Source organism: Geodermatophilus marinus, from assembly GCF_003428645.1.
Taxonomy (GTDB): Bacteria; Actinomycetota; Actinomycetes; order Mycobacteriales; family Geodermatophilaceae; genus Geodermatophilus.
Genome location: NZ_QVQH01000018.1, coordinates 78,925 through 95,265, shown reverse-complemented (window position 1 = coordinate 95,265; position 16,341 = coordinate 78,925). Strand labels below are relative to the sequence as shown.

The following is a 16,341-nucleotide window of genomic DNA, read 5'->3' as shown; positions in this document are numbered from 1 at the left end:
AACCCACCCGTCCCGGCCCGGGGCGCCCGCCCGGGACGAAGAACCGACACCGCGCCACCCGCCACGACGTCGGCAAGACCACCAAGCGAGACGCCGAAGACCAACCGGTCAGGGGTTAAACGACAAGCTCACCCGCGGCCGAGGAACTCCTCGACCACCGCGACCAGGACCGGCGGGGTCTCGTACATCGCGTAGTGCCCGGCCTCGGCCAGGACGACGAGCTCGGCGCCCGGGTGCGCGGCCAGCCAGGTGGCCCGCAGGGCGTCCTCCCCGAGCGCCGGGTCGTGCCGGCCGGCCACGCAGAGCACCGGCACCCGCCCGGCGACCGCCCCGACCGCCGCCGAGATGTCCTCGTCGGCCCAGGCGGTCAGGTAGCCCGCGAACGCCGCCGGGTCGGCGGCGTCGAGGGAGTGCTGGACGAGCCCGTCGACGAACGCGCGGGGCAGCCGGTTGCCCGTGGTCAGGTCGATGATCGCGTACCGGGCGTCCCGGTCGCCCGCCGCGCCGTCGAACAGCGCCCGGCCCTCCGGGTCGAACGGCGTCGGCCCGGCCGGGACGCCGCTGATCGCGACCAGCCGGCGCACCCGGTCGGGGGCGTCGGCCAGCACCTGCTGGGCGTACTTGGCGCCCATGGAGTGCCCGACGAGGGAGAACCGGTCCCAGCCGAGGCGGTCGGCGAGGGTGAGGACGTCGGCGGCGACCTCGGCCACGGTGTGCGCGCCGGGCTCGTCCCGCCGGGCGCCGTACCCCCGCAGGTCGGGGAAGGCCCAGGTGAAGGCCTCCCGGTCCACCAGGTCGGGCAGCTGGCCCCAGCCGGCGGCGGAGCCGAACCAGCCGTGCAGCCCGATGACCCGGTGCTCCCCGTGCCCGACCGTGCGGACGCCGTCCCCGCCGGTCACCGGGTGCCCCGGGACCGCGCGAGCTCCACGTAGTGCTCGACGGCCGCCGGGTCGTCGACCGCCCCCACGTTGAGGGCCTTCTCCGGCGCGATGCCCTGGAACAGCCGCTTGAGCGGCACCTCCAGGCGCTTGCCGGTGCGGGTGTGCGGCACGGCCGGGACGACGAGCACCTCGTCGGGCACGTGCCGGGGGCTGGCCTGCGTGCGGATCGCGGCCCGGATCCGCCCCGTCAGCTCGTCGGTGAGCTCGGCGCCCGGGGCGAGCTGGACGAACAGCGGCATCCAGTAGCCGCCGTCGCGCTGCTCGACCCCGAGGACGACGCAGTCGAGCACCTCCGGGACCGACTCCACCGCGGTGTAGATGTCGGCGGTGCCCATGCGCACCCCGCCGCGGTTGAGCGTGGAGTCCGACCGGCCGGTGATGAGGCAGGTGCCGCGCTCGGTGACCTCCATCCAGTCCCCGTGCCGCCACACCCCGGGCCACGGCTCGAAGTAGGCCTCGCGGTAGCGGGACCCGTCCGGGTCGTTCCAGAAGTAGAGCGGCATCGAGGGCATCGGCTCGGTGATCACCAGCTCGCCCAGCTCGCCGAGCACCGGGTGCCCCTCCTCGTCCCAGGCGGCCGCCGCGACGCCGAGCATGGGCCGCTGCAGCTCCCCGGCGGTGACGGGCAGCAGGTGCGTGCTGCCGACGAACCCGGTGGCCACGTCCGTGCCGCCGGACAGGGAGCCGAGGAAGACGTCGGGCTTCACCGCGTCGTAGACCCAGCTGAACGACGACGCCGGCAGCGGGGAGCCGGTGGCGCCGATGGTCCGCAGCGCGGAGAGGTCGTGGGTGTCGACCGGGCGCACCCCGGCCTTCTCGCAGGCCATGAGGTAGCCCGGGCTGGTGCCGAGGAAGGTGAGCCGGGTGCGGGCGGCGATCGCGAACTGCGCGTCGACGATGGGGTACGCCGGCGCTCCGTCGTGCACGACCACGGTGACCCCGCCCAGCAGGGCCGAGGCCGCGATGTTCCACATGATCCAGGCCGTCGACGCGTACCAGTAGAAGCGGTCGCCGACGCGCAGGTCCATGTGCAGCCGGCCCTGCTTGAGCTGCTCGATCACCACCCCGCCGTGGCCGTGCACGATCCCCTTGGGCAGGCCGGTGGTGCCCGAGGAGTAGACGATCCACAGCGGGTGGTCGAAGGGCAGCGCCTCGAACCGCGGGTCCTGCTCGTCGGCGACGGCGTCGGCCCAGGGGAGGGCGTCGGCGGGCACCTCGTCCGGGAACAGCCGCGGGACGGCGATCGTCGTCCGCACGCTGGGCAGGGCGGCGCGCAGCTCGGCGACGACGTCCCGGCGGTCGTGCTCGCGCCCGTTGAACCGGTAGCCGTCGACGGCGACCAGCACGGTCGGCTCGATCTGGGCGAAGCGGTCGAGCACGCTGCGGGTGCCGAAGTCGGGGGCGCAGGAGGACCACACCGCGCCGATCGCCGCCGTCCCGAGGAAGGCGACCACCGCCTCGGGGACGTTGGGCAGGTACCCGGCGACCCGGTCGCCGCGCCGCACGCCGAGCCGGCGGAGGGTGGCGGCGAAGGCGCCCACCTGAGCGCGCAGGTCGCGCCAGCTCACCTCGACGGGCTCGGTGTCCTCGGCGACGGCGACGAGGGCGGGGGCGTCCGGTGGGACCGTGCCGTCGACGGGGTGCCGGAGGGCCTGCTCGGCGAAGTTGAGCGTCGTGCCCGGGAACCACTCCGCGCCCGGCATCCCCCGCCGGGTGAGCACCCGGTCGTCGGGGACGTCGGGCAGCACGCCCGTCCACCCGGCGACGTCGGCCCAGAACTGGTCGGGGTGGTCGACCGACCACCGCCAGACCGCGTCGTAGTCCGGGGGGTCGCCGAACGCGAGGCCGCGGCGGGCGGCGACCCAGGCGGCGAAGTCCGCCAGCCCGGTCGCGCGCGCGGACTCCGGGGTCGGGCGCCAGAGGACCTCGGGGGTGTCTGCCGTCACAGGGGCACCTTGCCATGCCAGGTCACGGGTGGTGACGCTCCCCGCGCGACGGCAGGATGGCGCCGGGGCCGGCGGGGGTGGCGGCGCCCGTGGCGTGCAGGAGGGGAGCCGGGTGACCGAGCCGGAACGCAACGTCCTCGGCGGCCCGCTGGAGCCGTGCGGCACCGACCCGATGACCGGCTACTACCGCACCGGCTCCTGCTCGAGCGGCCCCGACGACCTCGGCAGCCACACCGTCTGCACGGTCGTCTCCGCGGAGTTCCTGGACCTGCAGCGCGAGCTCGGCAACGACCTCACCACGCCCCGGCCGGAGTTCGGCTTCCCCGGCCTGCGCCCGGGCGACCGCTGGTGCGTGGTCGCGGTGCGGTGGCTGCAGGCCTACCAGGCCGGTGCCGCGGCGGGCGTGGTCCTGGCGGCGACCCACGAGCGGGCGCTGGACGTCGTCCCCCTCGACGCCCTGCGGCAGCACGCCGTCGACGTCCCCGACGACGCCAGCGGGCTGGAATGAACGCCCGGCGGGGCGCGCTGGCGCCGGCATGAGCGACCTCCTCGACCTCCCGGTCACCACCCTGCAGGGCGAACCGACCACGCTGCGCGCGCTGACCGGCGGCGGCCCGGCGCTGCTGGTCAACGTGGCCAGCCGGTGCGGCCTGACGCCGCAGTACGGCGGGCTGGAGCAGCTGCAGCGGGAGTACGGCCCGCGCGGGTTCACGGTGGTGGGCTTCCCGTGCAACCAGTTCATGGGGCAGGAGCCGGGCTCCGCCGAGGAGATCGGGACGTTCTGCTCGGCCACCTACGGCGTCACCTTCCCGCTGACGGAGAAGACCGAGGTCAACGGCCCCGGCGCGCACCCGGTCTACCAGCGGCTGACCGCCGCCGCGGACGCGCAGGGCGAGGCCGGCGACGTGCAGTGGAACTTCGAGAAGTTCCTCGTGGCCGCCGACGGCGGGGTCGTCGCCCGGTTCCGCCCCCGCACCCAGCCGGACTCCCCCGAGGTCCGGACGGCCATCGAGGAGGTCCTCACCCCGTGACCGCCGACCTGCGCTTCTGGTTCGACCCCGTCTGCCCGTTCGCCTGGAACACCAGCAAGTGGGTCCGCACCGTCGCCGCCCGCCGCGGGTACCGGGTGGAGTGGCGGCTGATCTCGCTGCGGCTGCTCAACCGGCACGTCGACTACGACGCGCAGTTCCCGCCGGAGTACGAGGCCGGGCACACCGCCGGGCTGCGGCTGCTGCGCGTCGCCGCCCGCGCCCGGGCCGACCACGGCGCCGCCGTCCTCGACCCGCTCTACGCCGCCCTCGGGGCGCGGGTGTTCGAGGACCCCGCCGGCCAGCCCCCGCCCGAGCGGGCGACCGGCCGGGAGTTCGTCGTCGACGCCCTCACCGAGGCCGGCCTGCCCGCCGCCCTCGCCGACGCCGTCGACGACGTGAGCTGGGACGCCGCGATCCAGGAGGAGACCGACGAGGCGCTGCGGCTGGCCGGCAAGGACGTCGGGACGCCGATCCTGCAGTTCCGCCCGCCGGAGGGGCCGGCCTTCTTCGGGCCGGTCATCAGCCGGCAGCCGGACGAGGAGCAGGCCGTGCAGCTGTGGGACCACGTGGTCGCCCTCGCCGGGTTCCCGGGGTTCGCCGAGCTCAAGCGCAGCCTGCGCGAGCGCCCGCAGCTGCCCGCCTTCGGCATCCGCCCCGGGGAGGTCGGCGTGACCGAGGACTGGCACGGGGGCAGCCGCCGGCAGCACCGCTGAACAGCCGGCAGCACCGCGCAGCCGCCGGCAGCACCGCTGGGGCCGGCGCGCGGTTTCGCCCCCGGGCGGACGGGAAGTAAGGTCAGCCTGTCCTACCTCGCCTGTCCCGGGAGCCGCTCGTGTCGACGACGACCGGTGCCGCGCGGCCCGCGGAGGCCGCACCCCGCTCCCGGCACGGGCTGCTGCGCGGGCCGGGCTCGCGACCGGGGGGCCTGCTGGCGCTGGCCGTGCTCGTGGTGGCCGTCTGCGCCCTGAGCATCGCCGTCGGCACCCGCACGATCGGGCTCGGCACCGTCTGGCAGTCGCTGGTCGACCCGGTCGCGGGCAGCGAGGAGGCGGTGATCGTCCGGGAGCTCCGGCTGCCGCGGACGGTCCTCGGCCTGCTCGTCGGCACCGCGCTCGGCGCCGCCGGCGCGCTCACCCAGGGGCACACCCGCAACCCGCTCGGCGACCCCGGCCTGCTCGGGGTCACCGCCGGCGCCTCGCTGGGCGTCGTCCTGGCGATCTGGCTGTTCGGCATCGCCAGCCCGTCCGGCTACGTGTGGTTCGCCTTCGCCGGCGCGCTCGCCGGCACCGTGCTGGTCTTCCTGCTCGGCTCGGTCGGCCGCGGCGGCGCCGGCCCGGTCACCCTCGCCCTCGCCGGGGCGGCGCTCAGCGCGCTGCTGTTCGCGCTGGTCCGGGCCATCCTCATCAGCGACTCGCAGAGCCTGGACAGCTTCCGGTTCTGGGTGGTCGGGTCGCTGGCCGGCCGCGGGGCGGACGTCGCCTGGCAGGTGGCCCCGTTCATCGTGCTCGGCCTCGTGCTCGCGCTGGCCAACGCGCCGGCGCTCGACCTGCTGGGCCTCGGCGAGGACGTCGCCCGCGGGCTGGGCCAGCGGGTCTGGCTGGCGCGCACCGTCGGGCTGGTGGCGGTCACCCTGCTCTGCGGCGCGGCGACGGCGGCCTGCGGCCCGATCGCCTTCGTCGGGCTGGTCGTGCCGCACGTGGTGCGGGCCTTCACCGGGCCGTCGCACCGCTGGCTGGTGCCGTGCTCGGCGCTCACCGGGGCGGTGTTCCTGCTGCTGGCCGACGTGCTCGGCAGGGTCGTCGTCCGCCCGGGGGAGCTGCAGGTCGGCATCGTGCTCGCGCTGGTGGGCGCGCCGTTCTTCATCGCGCTCATCCGCCGGCGGCGGCTGGTGGGGCCGTGAGCGCCGCGACGCGGGAGCTCCCCGCACCGGCCGGGCTCGCCGCACCCGGGCAGACCGTCGTGCGGATCGGGCCGGTCTCGGGCCGCGTGCGCTGGCGGCAGGTCGTGGTGCCCGCCGTGGCCGCCGTGGTCGTCGTGCTGCTCGGGGCGGTCAGCCTCGGCCGCGGCGACTACCCGATCGGGCTGGCCGACGTGCTGCGCACCCTGGTCGGGCTGGGCGAGGGCAACCAGCCGTTCATCGTCCTGCAGCTCCGGGCGCCCCGGATCGTCGTCGGCGTCCTCGTGGGCCTGGCCCTCGGCATCGCCGGCGCGCTGTTCCAGACCTTCGCCCGCAACCCGCTGGCCTCCCCCGACATCCTCGGCATCACCCAGGGCGCCTCGGTCGGTGCGGTGGCCGCGATCGTGCTCGGCGGCACCACGGGGGCCGGCGCCGTGCTCGGCGGGCTCGGCATCCCGATGGCCGCGCTGGCCGGTGCCCTCGCCACCGGCCTGCTGCTCATGGCCCTCACCTGGCGCCGCGGCATCGACGGCTACCGGCTGGTCCTGATCGGCATCGCGCTGTGGGCGGGCGCCGCGGCGCTCACCCACTGGCTGCTCACCCGCGCGGAGATCTACGACGCGGCCTCGGCCTACGTGTGGATCACCGGCTCGCTCAACGCGCGCACCTGGGACCAGGCCGTGCCCCTGGCCGTCTCGCTGGCCGTGCTCCTGCCCGTCGCGCTGGCCACCAGCCGGGCGCTGGCCGCCCTGCAGTTCGGCGACGACACCGCCCGGGGGCTGGGGTTGCGGCTGAGCGGATCGCAGGCCGTGGTCGTGCTCGTCGCGGTGCTGCTGACCGCCGCCGCCGTGGCCGCCGCGGGCCCCATCGCCTACGTCGCCCTGGTGGTGCCGCAGATCGCGGTCCGGCTGGCCGGCTGCTCCCGGCCACCGCTGCTCGCCTCCGCGCTGCTCGGCGCCGCGCTGGTCGTCGGCGCGGACCTGCTCACCCGCACCGTCCTGCCCCAGGCGCTGCCCGTCGGCATCCTCACCGCCGCGGTCGGCGCCCCCTACCTGCTGTGGCTGCTCGTCCGAGGAAGGCGGCGATCGACGCTGTGACGACTGTCGTGGAGCACCCCGTGACGCGCACCGGACCGGTCCGCCTCGCCGCCGAGTCGGTGAGCCTCGCCTACGACGAGAAGGTCGTCGTCCACGACCTGGACCTGCAGCTCACCGAGGGCTCGTTCACCGCCATCGTGGGGCCGAACGGCTGCGGCAAGTCCACGCTGCTGCGGGCGCTCGGCCGGCTGATGCGCCCGGAGTCCGGGCAGGTGCTGCTCGACGGGAGGTCGATCGCCCGGACGCCGACCCGGGAGGTGGCCAAGGTCCTCGGGCTGCTGCCGCAGACCCCCGTCGCCCCAGAGGGCCTCACCGTCGCCGACCTGGTGGCCCGCGGCCGGCACCCGCACCAGTCGTGGCTGCGGCAGTGGTCGCGCGGTGACGAGGCGGCCGTCGCCGAGGCGCTGGCCTGGACCGACATGTCCGAGCTGGCCGACCGCCCCGTGGACGCGCTCTCGGGCGGCCAGCGCCAGCGCGCGTGGATCTCCATGGCCCTGGCCCAGGGCACCGACCTGCTGCTGCTCGACGAGCCCACGACCTACCTGGACCTCTCGCACCAGATCGACGTGCTCGAGCTCGTGGGCCGGCTGCACGCCGAGCGCGGCCGCACCGTCGTCGTCGTCCTGCACGACCTGAACCTGGCGGCGCGCTACGCGCAGCGGCTGGTGGCGATGAAGGACGGCGTCCTCGTCGCCTCGGGCACCCCGGCCGAGGTGATCACCGAGCCGCTCCTCGCCGACGTGTTCGACATCGAGGCGCGCGTGGTGCCCGACCCGGTCGCCGGGACGCCGATGGTGGTGCCGGTCCGCCGCCTGCGCTGACGAGACCCCCGAGGCATGGGAAGCTCCTCCCACGTCCACGGCCCCGGGACGCGGGAAGAGCTTCCTTCCCCCCGCCCCCCGGGCCCGGTCCCCCGCCCTCCGGGCCCGGTCCCCCGCCCTCCGGGCCCGGTCGGGCCACCCGCGACCGCGTCAGCCGGCGCGGCCCTGGCGCCAGTAGCCCATGAAGGCCACCGAGGCCCGGGGCAGCCCGAGGTCGCCGACCAGCCGGCGGCGCAGCTCCTTGACCACCCCGGCCTCCCCGGCCAACCAGGCGTAGCAGCCCGCCGTGGCGTCGCCGTCCGCCTCGGCGTCGCCGTCCGCCTCGGGGACCTCCCAGAGGAGACCGGCGTCCACGTCGACGTCCTCGACCGACGCGGGTGCGGCGGCCGAGGCCACCCCGAGCCGGCACAGCTCGGCGTGCACGGCCGGCACCAGCAGCGACCCGCGGGCCGCACCGTCGCGGGCCAGCCAGCGCACCGGGACGCCCGGCGGGAGGCCCATGTCCACCGCGTCCGCGGCGCAGGGCACCTCCAGGAGCGCAGAGACGGCCCGCGGCCCCTCGGGGAGGGCCTCGAGGATCGCGCAGACGGCCGGGACGGCGGTCTCGTCGCCGGCCAGGAGCAGGGTGCGCGCCGCGGGCGGGGGCGCCCACTCCACGCCCCACATCCGGCCGCGGCCCGGCCGGTCGGGGCCCAGCAGCACGACGCGGTCGCCCGGGACGGCGGTGGCCGCCCACCGCGCGGCCGGGCCGGCGTGGCCGTCGTCCACCCCGTGCAGCACGACGTCGACGTCGAGCTCGGCGCGCTCGGGCCGGGCGGCGCGGACGGTGTAGGTGCGGATGTGCGGTCGCTGCTCCTCGGGCATCGCGCAGTACTCGGCGTACCAGTCCGACCCGCGGTCGACCAGCCGGCGCATCCCCGCAGGGTCCTGCGGGAGGACCAGCTTGAACCGCTGGTCGTCCCCGGCCAGCCCGAAACCCTCGAGACCGGGGCCGGTGAACGTCAGCCGGACGAAGCTCGGCGACAGCCGCCGGACGGCGGCCACTGCCACGTCGAAGAACTGCCACCCGGGGGCGGCGGCGACCTCGGCCTGCTCGGCAACGGTCATGCAGGGGCTCCGTCTCGCTCCGGGGCGACCCCCTTGCGGCCACCAGGTAAGGCGAGGCTAACCTGCCTTTCGCCCGAGGGGGAAGGCCCCGTCCCGGACCGCGAGGAGCTCCGTTGCACCGCAGACCGCGCCGCCTGGCCGGCGCCACGCTCACCCTGGCCGCAGCGCTGGCGGCGGCCGGCTGTTCCGGCGGGCCTACCGGCTCCGCGGCGACCGGGGACGGCGCCGGCTGGCAGTTCACCGACGACCTCGGCACCACCGTCGAGCTCGACGAGGCACCCGCCCGGGTGGCCGGGCTCAACGACGTCGTCGCCTCGCTGTGGAACTACGGGGTCGAGCCGGTGGCCGCGTTCGGGCAGACCTCGGCCGCCGACGACGTCGCCTTCGAGGGCCGGGACCTCTCCGACCTGGCGATCGTCGGGGAGAGCTACGGGCAGATCGACCTCGAGCGGCTCGCCGCCGCCGACCCGGACGTCATCGTCACCTCGGTCTACCCGGTCGACTCCTCCGGCAGCTTCGACGAGAGCCAGCCCCTCTACGGCTTCGAGTCGGTCGAGCAGCAGGAGCAGGTCGCCGAGATCGCGCCGATCATCGCGATCGGCTACCGCGGCTCGGCCGCCGACGTCATCGAGCGGACCGTCGAGCTGGCCGACTCCCTCGGCGCGGACGCCGGCCTCGTCGAGTCGGCCCGCGCGGACTTCGACGCGGCCTCGGCGCGGCTGACCGAGGCGGCCGCGAGCGGGATCACCGTGCTGCCGGTGTACGCCACCGAGGCCGACGGCTGGTGGATGGCCAAGGCCCCCGACGACCCCGCCCTGCGGCTGTACTCCGACCTCGGCGTCCGGTTCGTCGACCCGGGCGGCGAGGGCTACTTCTGGGAGACCGTCGGCTGGGAGGAGGTGCCCGGCTACCCGAGCGACGTGCTGCTGTACTCGCTGCGCTTCAGCATGACCCCCGAGGAGATCGCGGCCCAGCCGACCGCGGCACTGCTGCCGGCGGTCGGGTCGGGGCAGCTGCACCCGTGGAAGTACGTCGGCATGGACTACGCCGCCCAGGCCGCCTACATGGAGGAACTGGCCGGCTGGCTCGAGTCCGCCGCCGACGTCACCCCCTGAGTGGAGTGCCGCGTGCGAGGTTTCCGCGCACGCGGCACTCCGACTCCGCTCACGAGGGGGCGAGGGTCTCCGGCTGCGGCGCGGGGGCGGGTGCGGTGCGCGCGGTCTGCGCCAGCGCGATCCCGGTGAGGACGACGACCCCGCCGAGGACCTGCCAGCCGGTGAGCACCTGCTCCACCCACAACCAGGCGACCACCGAGGCGAACACCGGCTCGACCGTGGCGACCAGGCCGGCCGTCGTCGCCGGCAGGTGGCGCAGCGCGGCGATCGACAGCCAGAACGGCACCACCGCCCCGAGGACGACGATCCAGGCCACCAGCAGCCACAGCGGCGCCGTGACGTCCCCCAGCGACACCGGCACCCGCGCGGTGAGGACGGCGGCGTCGAACCGCCACCACGGCGCGACGACCGCCCAGAACGCCGCCGCGGCCACGAAACCCCAGCAGGTGAGGGTGACCGGGTCGCGGGTGCCCGTGCCCCGCTCGCCGAGCAGGTAGTAGGTCGCCAGGCAGACCGCGGCGGCCAGCCCGGCGGCCACCCCCAGCGGGTCCAGCGACCCGCCGCCCTCCCAGACCTCGGCGACGAAGACCAGGCCCGAGAGGGAGAGCAGCAGCGCCGTCCACAGCCGGCGGCGCACCCGTTCGCGGCGGACCAGCCAGACGTAGAGGGCGATGAGCACCGGTGCGGTCATCTCGAAGACCAGCGCGATGCCGACCGGCAACCGCCCGATGGCGACGTAGTACAGGAACTGGGTGAGGGCCACGCCGACCACCCCGAGCCCGGCGAGCAGGGGCAGCTCGCGGCGGGCCGGCCGCAGCCGCGCCGGCGCCGCCACGGCGAGGGCGGCCACGAGCAGGACCGCCGCGCCGGTGCAGCGCAGCGCGGTCAGCCGGGTCGGCGGCACCCCGGCCTCCAGGGCGAGCGTGGAGACGGTGCCGTTGACGGCGAACAGCGCCGCCGCGCCGATGGTGGTGGCGTAGCCGAGTGCGGGTCGGGGCACGAGCCGTACGGTAGTCCCCGTAACGGCCCGTGCCCCCTACTGGCTCAGTCCACGACGTGCTGCTGGTCCATCCACATGACCTCCCAGACGTGCCCGTCCGGGTCGGTGAAGCTCGCGCCGTACATGAACCCGTGGTCCTGCGGCGGCAGCCACGGCTTCCCGCCGTGCTCCAGCGCCCGCGCCACCAGGGCGTCCACCTCGTCCCGGCTGCCCGCGGACAGGGCGGTGAGCTGGGTGGTCGCGGCCGCGGGGTCGCCGACCTCCCCGGAGACGAAGTCGGCGAACCGGTCCCGGGTGAGCAGCATCACGACGATGTTCTCGTCGACCACCACGGAGGCGGTGCGCTCGTCGGAGAACTGCTCGTTGAACGAGAAGCCCAGCCCGGCGTAGAAGGCCCGGCTGGTCGCGAGGTCGGCCACGGGCAGGTTGAGGAAGACCATCCGCACGGTCGCTCTCCTGTCGTCGGGGGGCGCAGGTGTCCGGGCCCCGTCAGGGGTAGGACGGGGCCCGGACCCGGAACTCATCGCGGGGACCCACCGCCCGCGCACCCGCCGCGCCGACCCACCGCCCAGGAGGCCCCCGCCGTGACCCAGCCCCGCCCGCCCTGGTCCCGCCGGCGCCGCCGCCTGCTCCTGGGGCTGGCGCTCGGTGCGGTGCTGTGCGGGCTCGGTGCGGTCGGGCTGCCCGGCGAGTACGGGGTCACCGCGGCCTTCCTCGCCGGCCTGTGCGGCTTCCTCCTGGTCGCGGTGCTCGTCGTCTTCGTCGCCGTCCCGGGGCCGGGCACCCTCAGCACGCTGCTGCGCATGCCGCCGCTGGCCGGGGCGGTGTGCGTCGTCGCCGTCCTGCTGGTCCTGTCCAACCCGGCCGACTCGATCCGCTGGGTGTGGGTGGTGGCGGCCGTGGCCGGGGCGGCGTGGACGGCGTTCGCGGTGTGGGAGACCCGGCGCGGGAACTGACCGCACCGGCCGGTCGTGTCCCCCGGCGTGCGGGGACGAGGTCACACCCCGGATCGCTGGCGGGTCGCGGCCGGGACGGAGAGGCTGGGAACCGATGGAACCGTTGACCGCACTGCTCGACTGGCTCGCCGGCCGCGGGCTCGAGATCGTCCTGATCATCCTGGGCTCGGTGCTGCTGGCCCGGTTCGTGACCTGGGTGGGCGACCGCGTCACCGACCGGATCGACGCCCGTGCCACGGGCGGCGACGCGCTCGTCCGCTCGGAGGCGGCCAAGCACCGGCACTCGCTCACCCAGGTGCTCCGGTGGACGCTGATCGTCCTGATCTACACGATCGCCGTCTTCTTCGTGCTGGACCGGCTGAGCATCCCGGTGACCGGCCTGGTCGCGCCGGCCACCGTGCTGGGCGTGGGCCTCGGCTTCGGTGCCCAGCGGATCGTCGGCGACGTGCTGGCCGGGTTCTTCATCATCACCGAGCGGCAGTACGGGTTCGGTGACGTCGTCTCCATCCAGGTGGTGGGTGGCGGGGACCCGGCCGAGGGCACGATCGAGGACGTCACGCTGCGGATCACCCGGCTGCGGTCGGCGGACGGCGAGGTTGTGACGCTGCCCAACGGGCAGATCGTCAAGGTGGTCAACCTGTCCCGCGACTGGGCGCGCGCGGTCGTCGACGTCCCGGTGCCGACGTCGATGGACGTCAACCGCGTCAACGAGATCCTCCGCCACGTCGGGGCCGAGGCCTTCCGCGACGAGCAGATGCGCCCGCTGCTGCTCGACCAGCCCAGCGTCATGGGCGTGGAGACCCTCGACCTCGACCAGGTCAACGTCCGGGTGGTGGCCCGCACCCTGCCCGGCAAGCAGTTCGAGGTGGGCCGCGACCTGCGCGCCCGCATCGTGCTCGCCTTCCGCCGCGAGGGCCTCAACCTGCCCACCCCGCCGACCGCGCCGCTGTCCGAGCAGGACGGCCGCCCCGTGCCGCAGCCGGCCGGCGCCCGCACCGAGGGAACCCGATGACCCCCGACGACCAGCTCCGCGGCGCCCCCGGCGTCCGCACCTCGCCGCCCGACAGCGCCCCGCGCCGCGCCGGCCTGCGCGGCATGGTCCCGCACCACCTGGGCCGCGCCCGCACCTCCACGGTGGTCCTGGCGCTGCTGTTCGTCTCCCTCGGTGTGCTCTACCTGTACGTGCGGCCCGACGTCTCCCCCGCGGGGGCGGCCACCCCGGCCGGGGAGCCGGCGCCGGTGAGCACCGAGGCCCCCGCGACGGAGACGACCCCGCCCGAGGAGACCGGCGAGCCGACCGGCACCACGGCCCCCTCGACCACCGGGCCGACGACCCGGACCCCGACCACCACGGCCCCGACCACCACCGGGCCGGAGTCCCCGGAGGACGAGGAGCCGTCGACCACGACCCCGGCCGAACCCACCGGCCCGGGGACGACGGAGGCACCGGCGGAGCCGACGACCGGCGGCTGACCGGGCCGGGGACCGGTGTGACGCGCCGGTCACCGGCCTCCTATGATCGCGCCTGGCTCACGAGAGGCAGCGTCAAGCACCTGGCTGGCTGCCCGGCAACCTCGACTCCGTCCGAGGTGCTCCAGGGGAAGAGCCGGCCGGCCGGCACCCGCCGCCCGGCAAGGACGGAGCCCTCCGTGCGCCGCGGGGTCTCCCGACCGAGAGGAGACCCGGCGCATGACCGACCCGAGGAGCTGGAGCTTCGAGACCCGGCAGATCCACGCCGGCACCAGCCCGGACCCGACCACCGGCGCCCGCGCGCTGCCGATCTACGCCACGACGAGCTACCAGTTCCGCGACGCCCAGCACGCCGCGGACCTGTTCGCGCTGGCCGAGATGGGCAACATCTACACGCGGATCATGAACCCGACGACGGACGCGCTCGAGCAGCGCGTGGCCTCGCTCGAGGGCGGGGTGGCCGCGCTCGCGGTCGCCAGCGGCCAGGCCGCCGAGACCCTGGCGATCCTCAACGTCGCCGAGGCCGGGGGCCACGTCGTCGCCTCGGCATCGCTGTACGGCGGCACCTACAACCTGCTGCACCACTCGCTGCCCAAGCTCGGGGTCAGCGTCTCCTTCGTCGAGGACCCCGACGACCCGGAGAACTGGCAGTCCCTGGTCCGCGAGAACACCAAGGCCTTCTACGGGGAGTCGATCGGCAACCCGAAGGGCGACGTCCTGGACATCAGCGCGGTCGCCGAGGTGGCCCACCGCAACGGCGTGCCGCTCATCGTCGACAACACGATCGCCACGCCGTACCTGGTCCGGCCGATCGAGTTCGGCGCCGACGTCGTGGTGCACTCGGCGACCAAGTACCTGGGCGGCCACGGCACCGCGATCGCCGGGCTCATCGTCGACTCGGGCAACTTCTCCTGGACGGGCGGCAAGTTCCCGCAGTTCACCGAGCCCGACCCGACCTACCACGGGGTCGTGTACGCCGACCTGGGGGCGCCGGCCTACGCGCTCAAGGCGCGGGTGCAGCTGCTGCGCGACCTCGGCCCGGCGGTCTCGCCGTTCAACGCCTTCCTCGTGGTGCAGGGCATCGAGACGCTGTCGCTGCGCATGGAGCGGCACGTGGCCAACGCCCAGCGGGTGGCCGAGTTCCTCGAGGGCCACGACGCGGTGGACCGGGTCAACTACCCGGGCCTGCCGTCGTCCCCGTGGCACGCCGCGCAGCGCAGGTACGCCCCGCGCGGCGCCGGCGCCGTCCTCACCTTCGAGCTGCACGGCGGCGTGGAGGCCGGCAAGCGGTTCGTCGACGCCCTGGAGCTGCACAGCCACGTGGCCAACATCGGTGACGTGCGCAGCCTGGTCATCCACCCCGCGTCGACCACCCACTCGCAGCTGACCCCGGAGGAGCAGCTGACCACCGGGGTGACCCCGGGCCTGGTGCGGCTGGCGGTGGGGCTGGAGGGGATCGACGACATCCTCGCCGACCTGGAGGCCGGTTTCCGCGCGGCGAAGGAGGCCTGAGCCGTGCGCGGGGTCCAGGACGTGCGCCCCGCGCCCTGGACCCCGCCGCGCCCGGGGGGCTGGCGCGAGGGCGACCCGCCCGGGGACCGGCGCTTCCTCGACCTGGAGGGCCCGCTCCGCCTCGAGCGCGGCGGGACCCTCCCGGCGGTCCGGGTGGCGTACGAGACGTGGGGCACGCTGGCCCCCGGCGGCGGCAACGCCGTCCTCGTCGAGCACGCGCTGACCGGCGACAGCCACCTCGCCGGGCCGGCCGGCCCCGGCCACCCGACGCCGGGCTGGTGGGACGGGCTGGTGGGCCCCGGAGAGGCGCTGGACACCGACCGGCTGTTCGTCGTCTGCGCCAACGTGCTGGGCGGCTGCCAGGGGACGACGGGGCCCTCGTCCGCCGCACCGGACGGCGCGCCGTGGGGCTCCCGCTTCCCGGAGGTCACCGTGGCCGACCAGGTGGCCGTGGAGGCCGCCCTGGCCGACGCGCTCGGCGTCGAGCGGTGGGCCGCGGTGCTGGGCGGGTCGATGGGGGGCATGCGCGCGCTGGAGTGGGCGGTCGCCCGCCCCGACCGGGTGGAGGGGCTGCTGTTCCTCGCCTCCGGGGCGGCCGCCACCGCCGACCAGATCGGCACGCAGACGACCCAGCAGGCCGCGATCCGCGCCGACCCGGCGTGGGCCGGCGGGGACTACCTGCCCGGCCCCGGCCCGGTCGCCGGTCTGGGCATCGCCCGGCGGATCGCCCACCTCACCTACCGCAGCGCCCTGGAGCTCGACGAGCGCTTCGGCGCGGCGGTGCAGGACGACGGCCGGTACGCCGTCGCCTCCTACCTCGACCACCACGCGGACAAGCTGGCCGCCCGGTTCGACCCCGGCAGCTACGTGCTGCTGACCGGGTCGATGAACGACTGGGACGTCGGGCGCGGCCGGGACGGGGTGGCCGCGGCGCTGTCCCGCGTCACGGCGCGCACCGTGGTGGCGGCGGTGGACAGCGACCGGCTGTACCCGCCGGCGCTGCAGCAGGAGGTCGCCGACGCCCTCGGGGTGCCGCTGCGCGTCGTCCGCTCGCCGTACGGGCACGACGGCTTCCTCATCGAGGTCGAGGCGGTCGGCGCGCTGGTCCGGGAGCTGCTGGGCGCCTGAGCCCCCGCGCCGCGGCCCGGTCATCCCGGGGCGTCGCCGGCACCCCGGCGATCACCGACCCGGGTGGGCACTGCTTGCCCCGGGTGACCACGGCGCCGGCCGCGACGATCGAACCGGACCCGATGTGCGCCCCGTTCACCACCACGCTGCCCATGCCGACCGGCACGTCGTCGTCCACCCGGGCGCCGTGCAGCACCACCCGCTGCCCGACGGTGACGCCGCGGCCGACCACCACCGCGGTGGGCGCCACGGAGGCCTCGTCGTCGATGCGGGGAGCGCCGGAGTCCAGCTCGGCGATGTAGTTGTCGGCCACGGGCCCA

At 75.8% G+C, this 16,341-nt stretch carries 18 protein-coding genes and 1 riboswitch; of the genes, 12 read left to right on the top strand and 6 right to left on the bottom strand.

Annotated elements, in window-relative coordinates; all coding sequences use genetic code 11:
- Window positions 1-128 precede the first annotated feature (128 nt).
- Both D0Z06_RS17990 and D0Z06_RS17985 read right to left on the bottom strand, forming a co-directional pair.
- Entirely contained in the window at window positions 129-899 is a 771-nt protein-coding gene (locus D0Z06_RS17990) for an alpha/beta fold hydrolase (RefSeq protein WP_117378917.1), read from the bottom strand.
- Complete coding sequence (locus tag D0Z06_RS17985; RefSeq protein ID WP_117378916.1) at window positions 896-2,887, bottom strand: acetoacetate--CoA ligase; 1,992 nt, start codon at window positions 2,885-2,887, stop codon at window positions 896-898. Before D0Z06_RS17985 ends, D0Z06_RS17990 begins: the two co-directional genes overlap by 4 nt.
- Window positions 2,888-2,999: 112 nt before the next feature.
- On the opposite strand from D0Z06_RS17985, the gene D0Z06_RS17980 reads away from it, so the two are divergent.
- The 6 genes from D0Z06_RS17980 to D0Z06_RS17955 all read left to right on the top strand — a co-directional run bounded on the left by D0Z06_RS17980 (window position 3,000) and on the right by D0Z06_RS17955 (window position 7,733).
- On the top strand, window positions 3,000-3,395 hold the full coding sequence (locus D0Z06_RS17980) for a DUF2237 family protein (RefSeq protein ID WP_117378915.1): 396 nt from the start codon (window positions 3,000-3,002) through the stop codon (window positions 3,393-3,395).
- 28 nt (window positions 3,396-3,423) lie between these two features.
- Window positions 3,424-3,918 (top strand): glutathione peroxidase, encoded by a 495-nt coding sequence (locus D0Z06_RS17975; protein ID WP_117378914.1) that lies wholly within the window; start codon window positions 3,424-3,426, stop codon window positions 3,916-3,918.
- Window positions 3,915-4,631 (top strand): mycothiol-dependent nitroreductase Rv2466c family protein, encoded by a 717-nt coding sequence (locus D0Z06_RS17970; RefSeq protein ID WP_117378913.1) that lies wholly within the window; start codon window positions 3,915-3,917, stop codon window positions 4,629-4,631. The genes D0Z06_RS17975 and D0Z06_RS17970 overlap by 4 nt, the downstream gene beginning before the upstream one ends.
- 119 nt (window positions 4,632-4,750) lie before the next feature.
- On the top strand, window positions 4,751-5,818 hold the full coding sequence (locus tag D0Z06_RS17965; protein ID WP_233517784.1) for a FecCD family ABC transporter permease: 1,068 nt from the start codon (window positions 4,751-4,753) through the stop codon (window positions 5,816-5,818).
- Window positions 5,815-6,912: a FecCD family ABC transporter permease gene (locus tag D0Z06_RS17960; protein WP_117378912.1), complete on the top strand. Its 1,098-nt coding sequence runs from the start codon at window positions 5,815-5,817 to the stop codon at window positions 6,910-6,912. Before D0Z06_RS17965 ends, D0Z06_RS17960 begins: the two co-directional genes overlap by 4 nt.
- 20 nt (window positions 6,913-6,932) lie before the next feature.
- Window positions 6,933-7,733, top strand: coding sequence for an ABC transporter ATP-binding protein (locus tag D0Z06_RS17955; RefSeq protein ID WP_199522393.1), 801 nt, complete (start codon window positions 6,933-6,935; stop codon window positions 7,731-7,733).
- 150 nt (window positions 7,734-7,883) lie between these two features.
- On the opposite strand, the gene D0Z06_RS17950 is transcribed toward D0Z06_RS17955, so the two are convergent.
- Entirely contained in the window at window positions 7,884-8,840 is a 957-nt protein-coding gene (locus D0Z06_RS17950; RefSeq protein ID WP_117378911.1) for a siderophore-interacting protein, read from the bottom strand.
- Window positions 8,841-8,953: 113 nt separating this feature from the next.
- On the opposite strand from D0Z06_RS17950, the gene D0Z06_RS17945 reads away from it, so the two are divergent.
- On the top strand, window positions 8,954-9,955 hold the full coding sequence (locus tag D0Z06_RS17945; protein ID WP_117378910.1) for an ABC transporter substrate-binding protein: 1,002 nt from the start codon (window positions 8,954-8,956) through the stop codon (window positions 9,953-9,955).
- A gap of 49 nt (window positions 9,956-10,004) precedes the next feature.
- Here the strand turns inward: D0Z06_RS17945 and D0Z06_RS17940 are convergent, their stop codons facing one another.
- Together D0Z06_RS17940 and D0Z06_RS17935 are read right to left on the bottom strand one after the other, a co-directional pair.
- Entirely contained in the window at window positions 10,005-10,955 is a 951-nt protein-coding gene (locus D0Z06_RS17940) for an EamA family transporter (RefSeq protein ID WP_117378909.1), read from the bottom strand.
- 44 nt (window positions 10,956-10,999) lie between these two features.
- On the bottom strand, window positions 11,000-11,395 hold the full coding sequence (locus D0Z06_RS17935; RefSeq protein WP_233517785.1) for a VOC family protein: 396 nt from the start codon (window positions 11,393-11,395) through the stop codon (window positions 11,000-11,002).
- Window positions 11,396-11,539: 144 nt separating this feature from the next.
- Between D0Z06_RS17935 and D0Z06_RS17930 the strand changes: the two genes are divergently transcribed.
- From D0Z06_RS17930 to metX, 5 genes are all read left to right on the top strand, one after another.
- Complete coding sequence (locus D0Z06_RS17930) at window positions 11,540-11,911, top strand: hypothetical protein (protein WP_117378907.1); 372 nt, start codon at window positions 11,540-11,542, stop codon at window positions 11,909-11,911.
- A gap of 94 nt (window positions 11,912-12,005) precedes the next feature.
- Window positions 12,006-12,923 (top strand): mechanosensitive ion channel family protein, encoded by a 918-nt coding sequence (locus D0Z06_RS17925; protein WP_117378906.1) that lies wholly within the window; start codon window positions 12,006-12,008, stop codon window positions 12,921-12,923.
- On the top strand, window positions 12,920-13,384 hold the full coding sequence (locus tag D0Z06_RS25465; RefSeq protein WP_158580025.1) for a hypothetical protein: 465 nt from the start codon (window positions 12,920-12,922) through the stop codon (window positions 13,382-13,384). Before D0Z06_RS17925 ends, D0Z06_RS25465 begins: the two co-directional genes overlap by 4 nt.
- A gap of 55 nt (window positions 13,385-13,439) precedes the next feature.
- Window positions 13,440-13,555, top strand: a riboswitch (SAM riboswitch).
- Between the two features lie 45 nt (window positions 13,556-13,600).
- Window positions 13,601-14,893 (top strand): bifunctional o-acetylhomoserine/o-acetylserine sulfhydrylase, encoded by a 1,293-nt coding sequence (locus D0Z06_RS17920; protein ID WP_117378905.1) that lies wholly within the window; start codon window positions 13,601-13,603, stop codon window positions 14,891-14,893.
- Window positions 14,894-14,896: 3 nt separating this feature from the next.
- Window positions 14,897-16,021: a homoserine O-acetyltransferase MetX gene (gene metX, locus D0Z06_RS17915; protein WP_199522392.1), complete on the top strand. Its 1,125-nt coding sequence runs from the start codon at window positions 14,897-14,899 to the stop codon at window positions 16,019-16,021.
- Here metX and D0Z06_RS17910 read toward each other — a convergent pair.
- Window positions 15,969-16,334 carry an LbetaH domain-containing protein gene (locus D0Z06_RS17910; protein WP_233517783.1) on the bottom strand — a complete coding sequence of 122 codons (366 nt, stop codon included), beginning with the start codon at window positions 16,332-16,334 and terminating at the stop codon, window positions 15,969-15,971. The two genes, metX and D0Z06_RS17910, sit on opposite strands and share 53 nt — an antisense overlap.
- Window positions 16,335-16,341 lie beyond the last annotated feature (7 nt).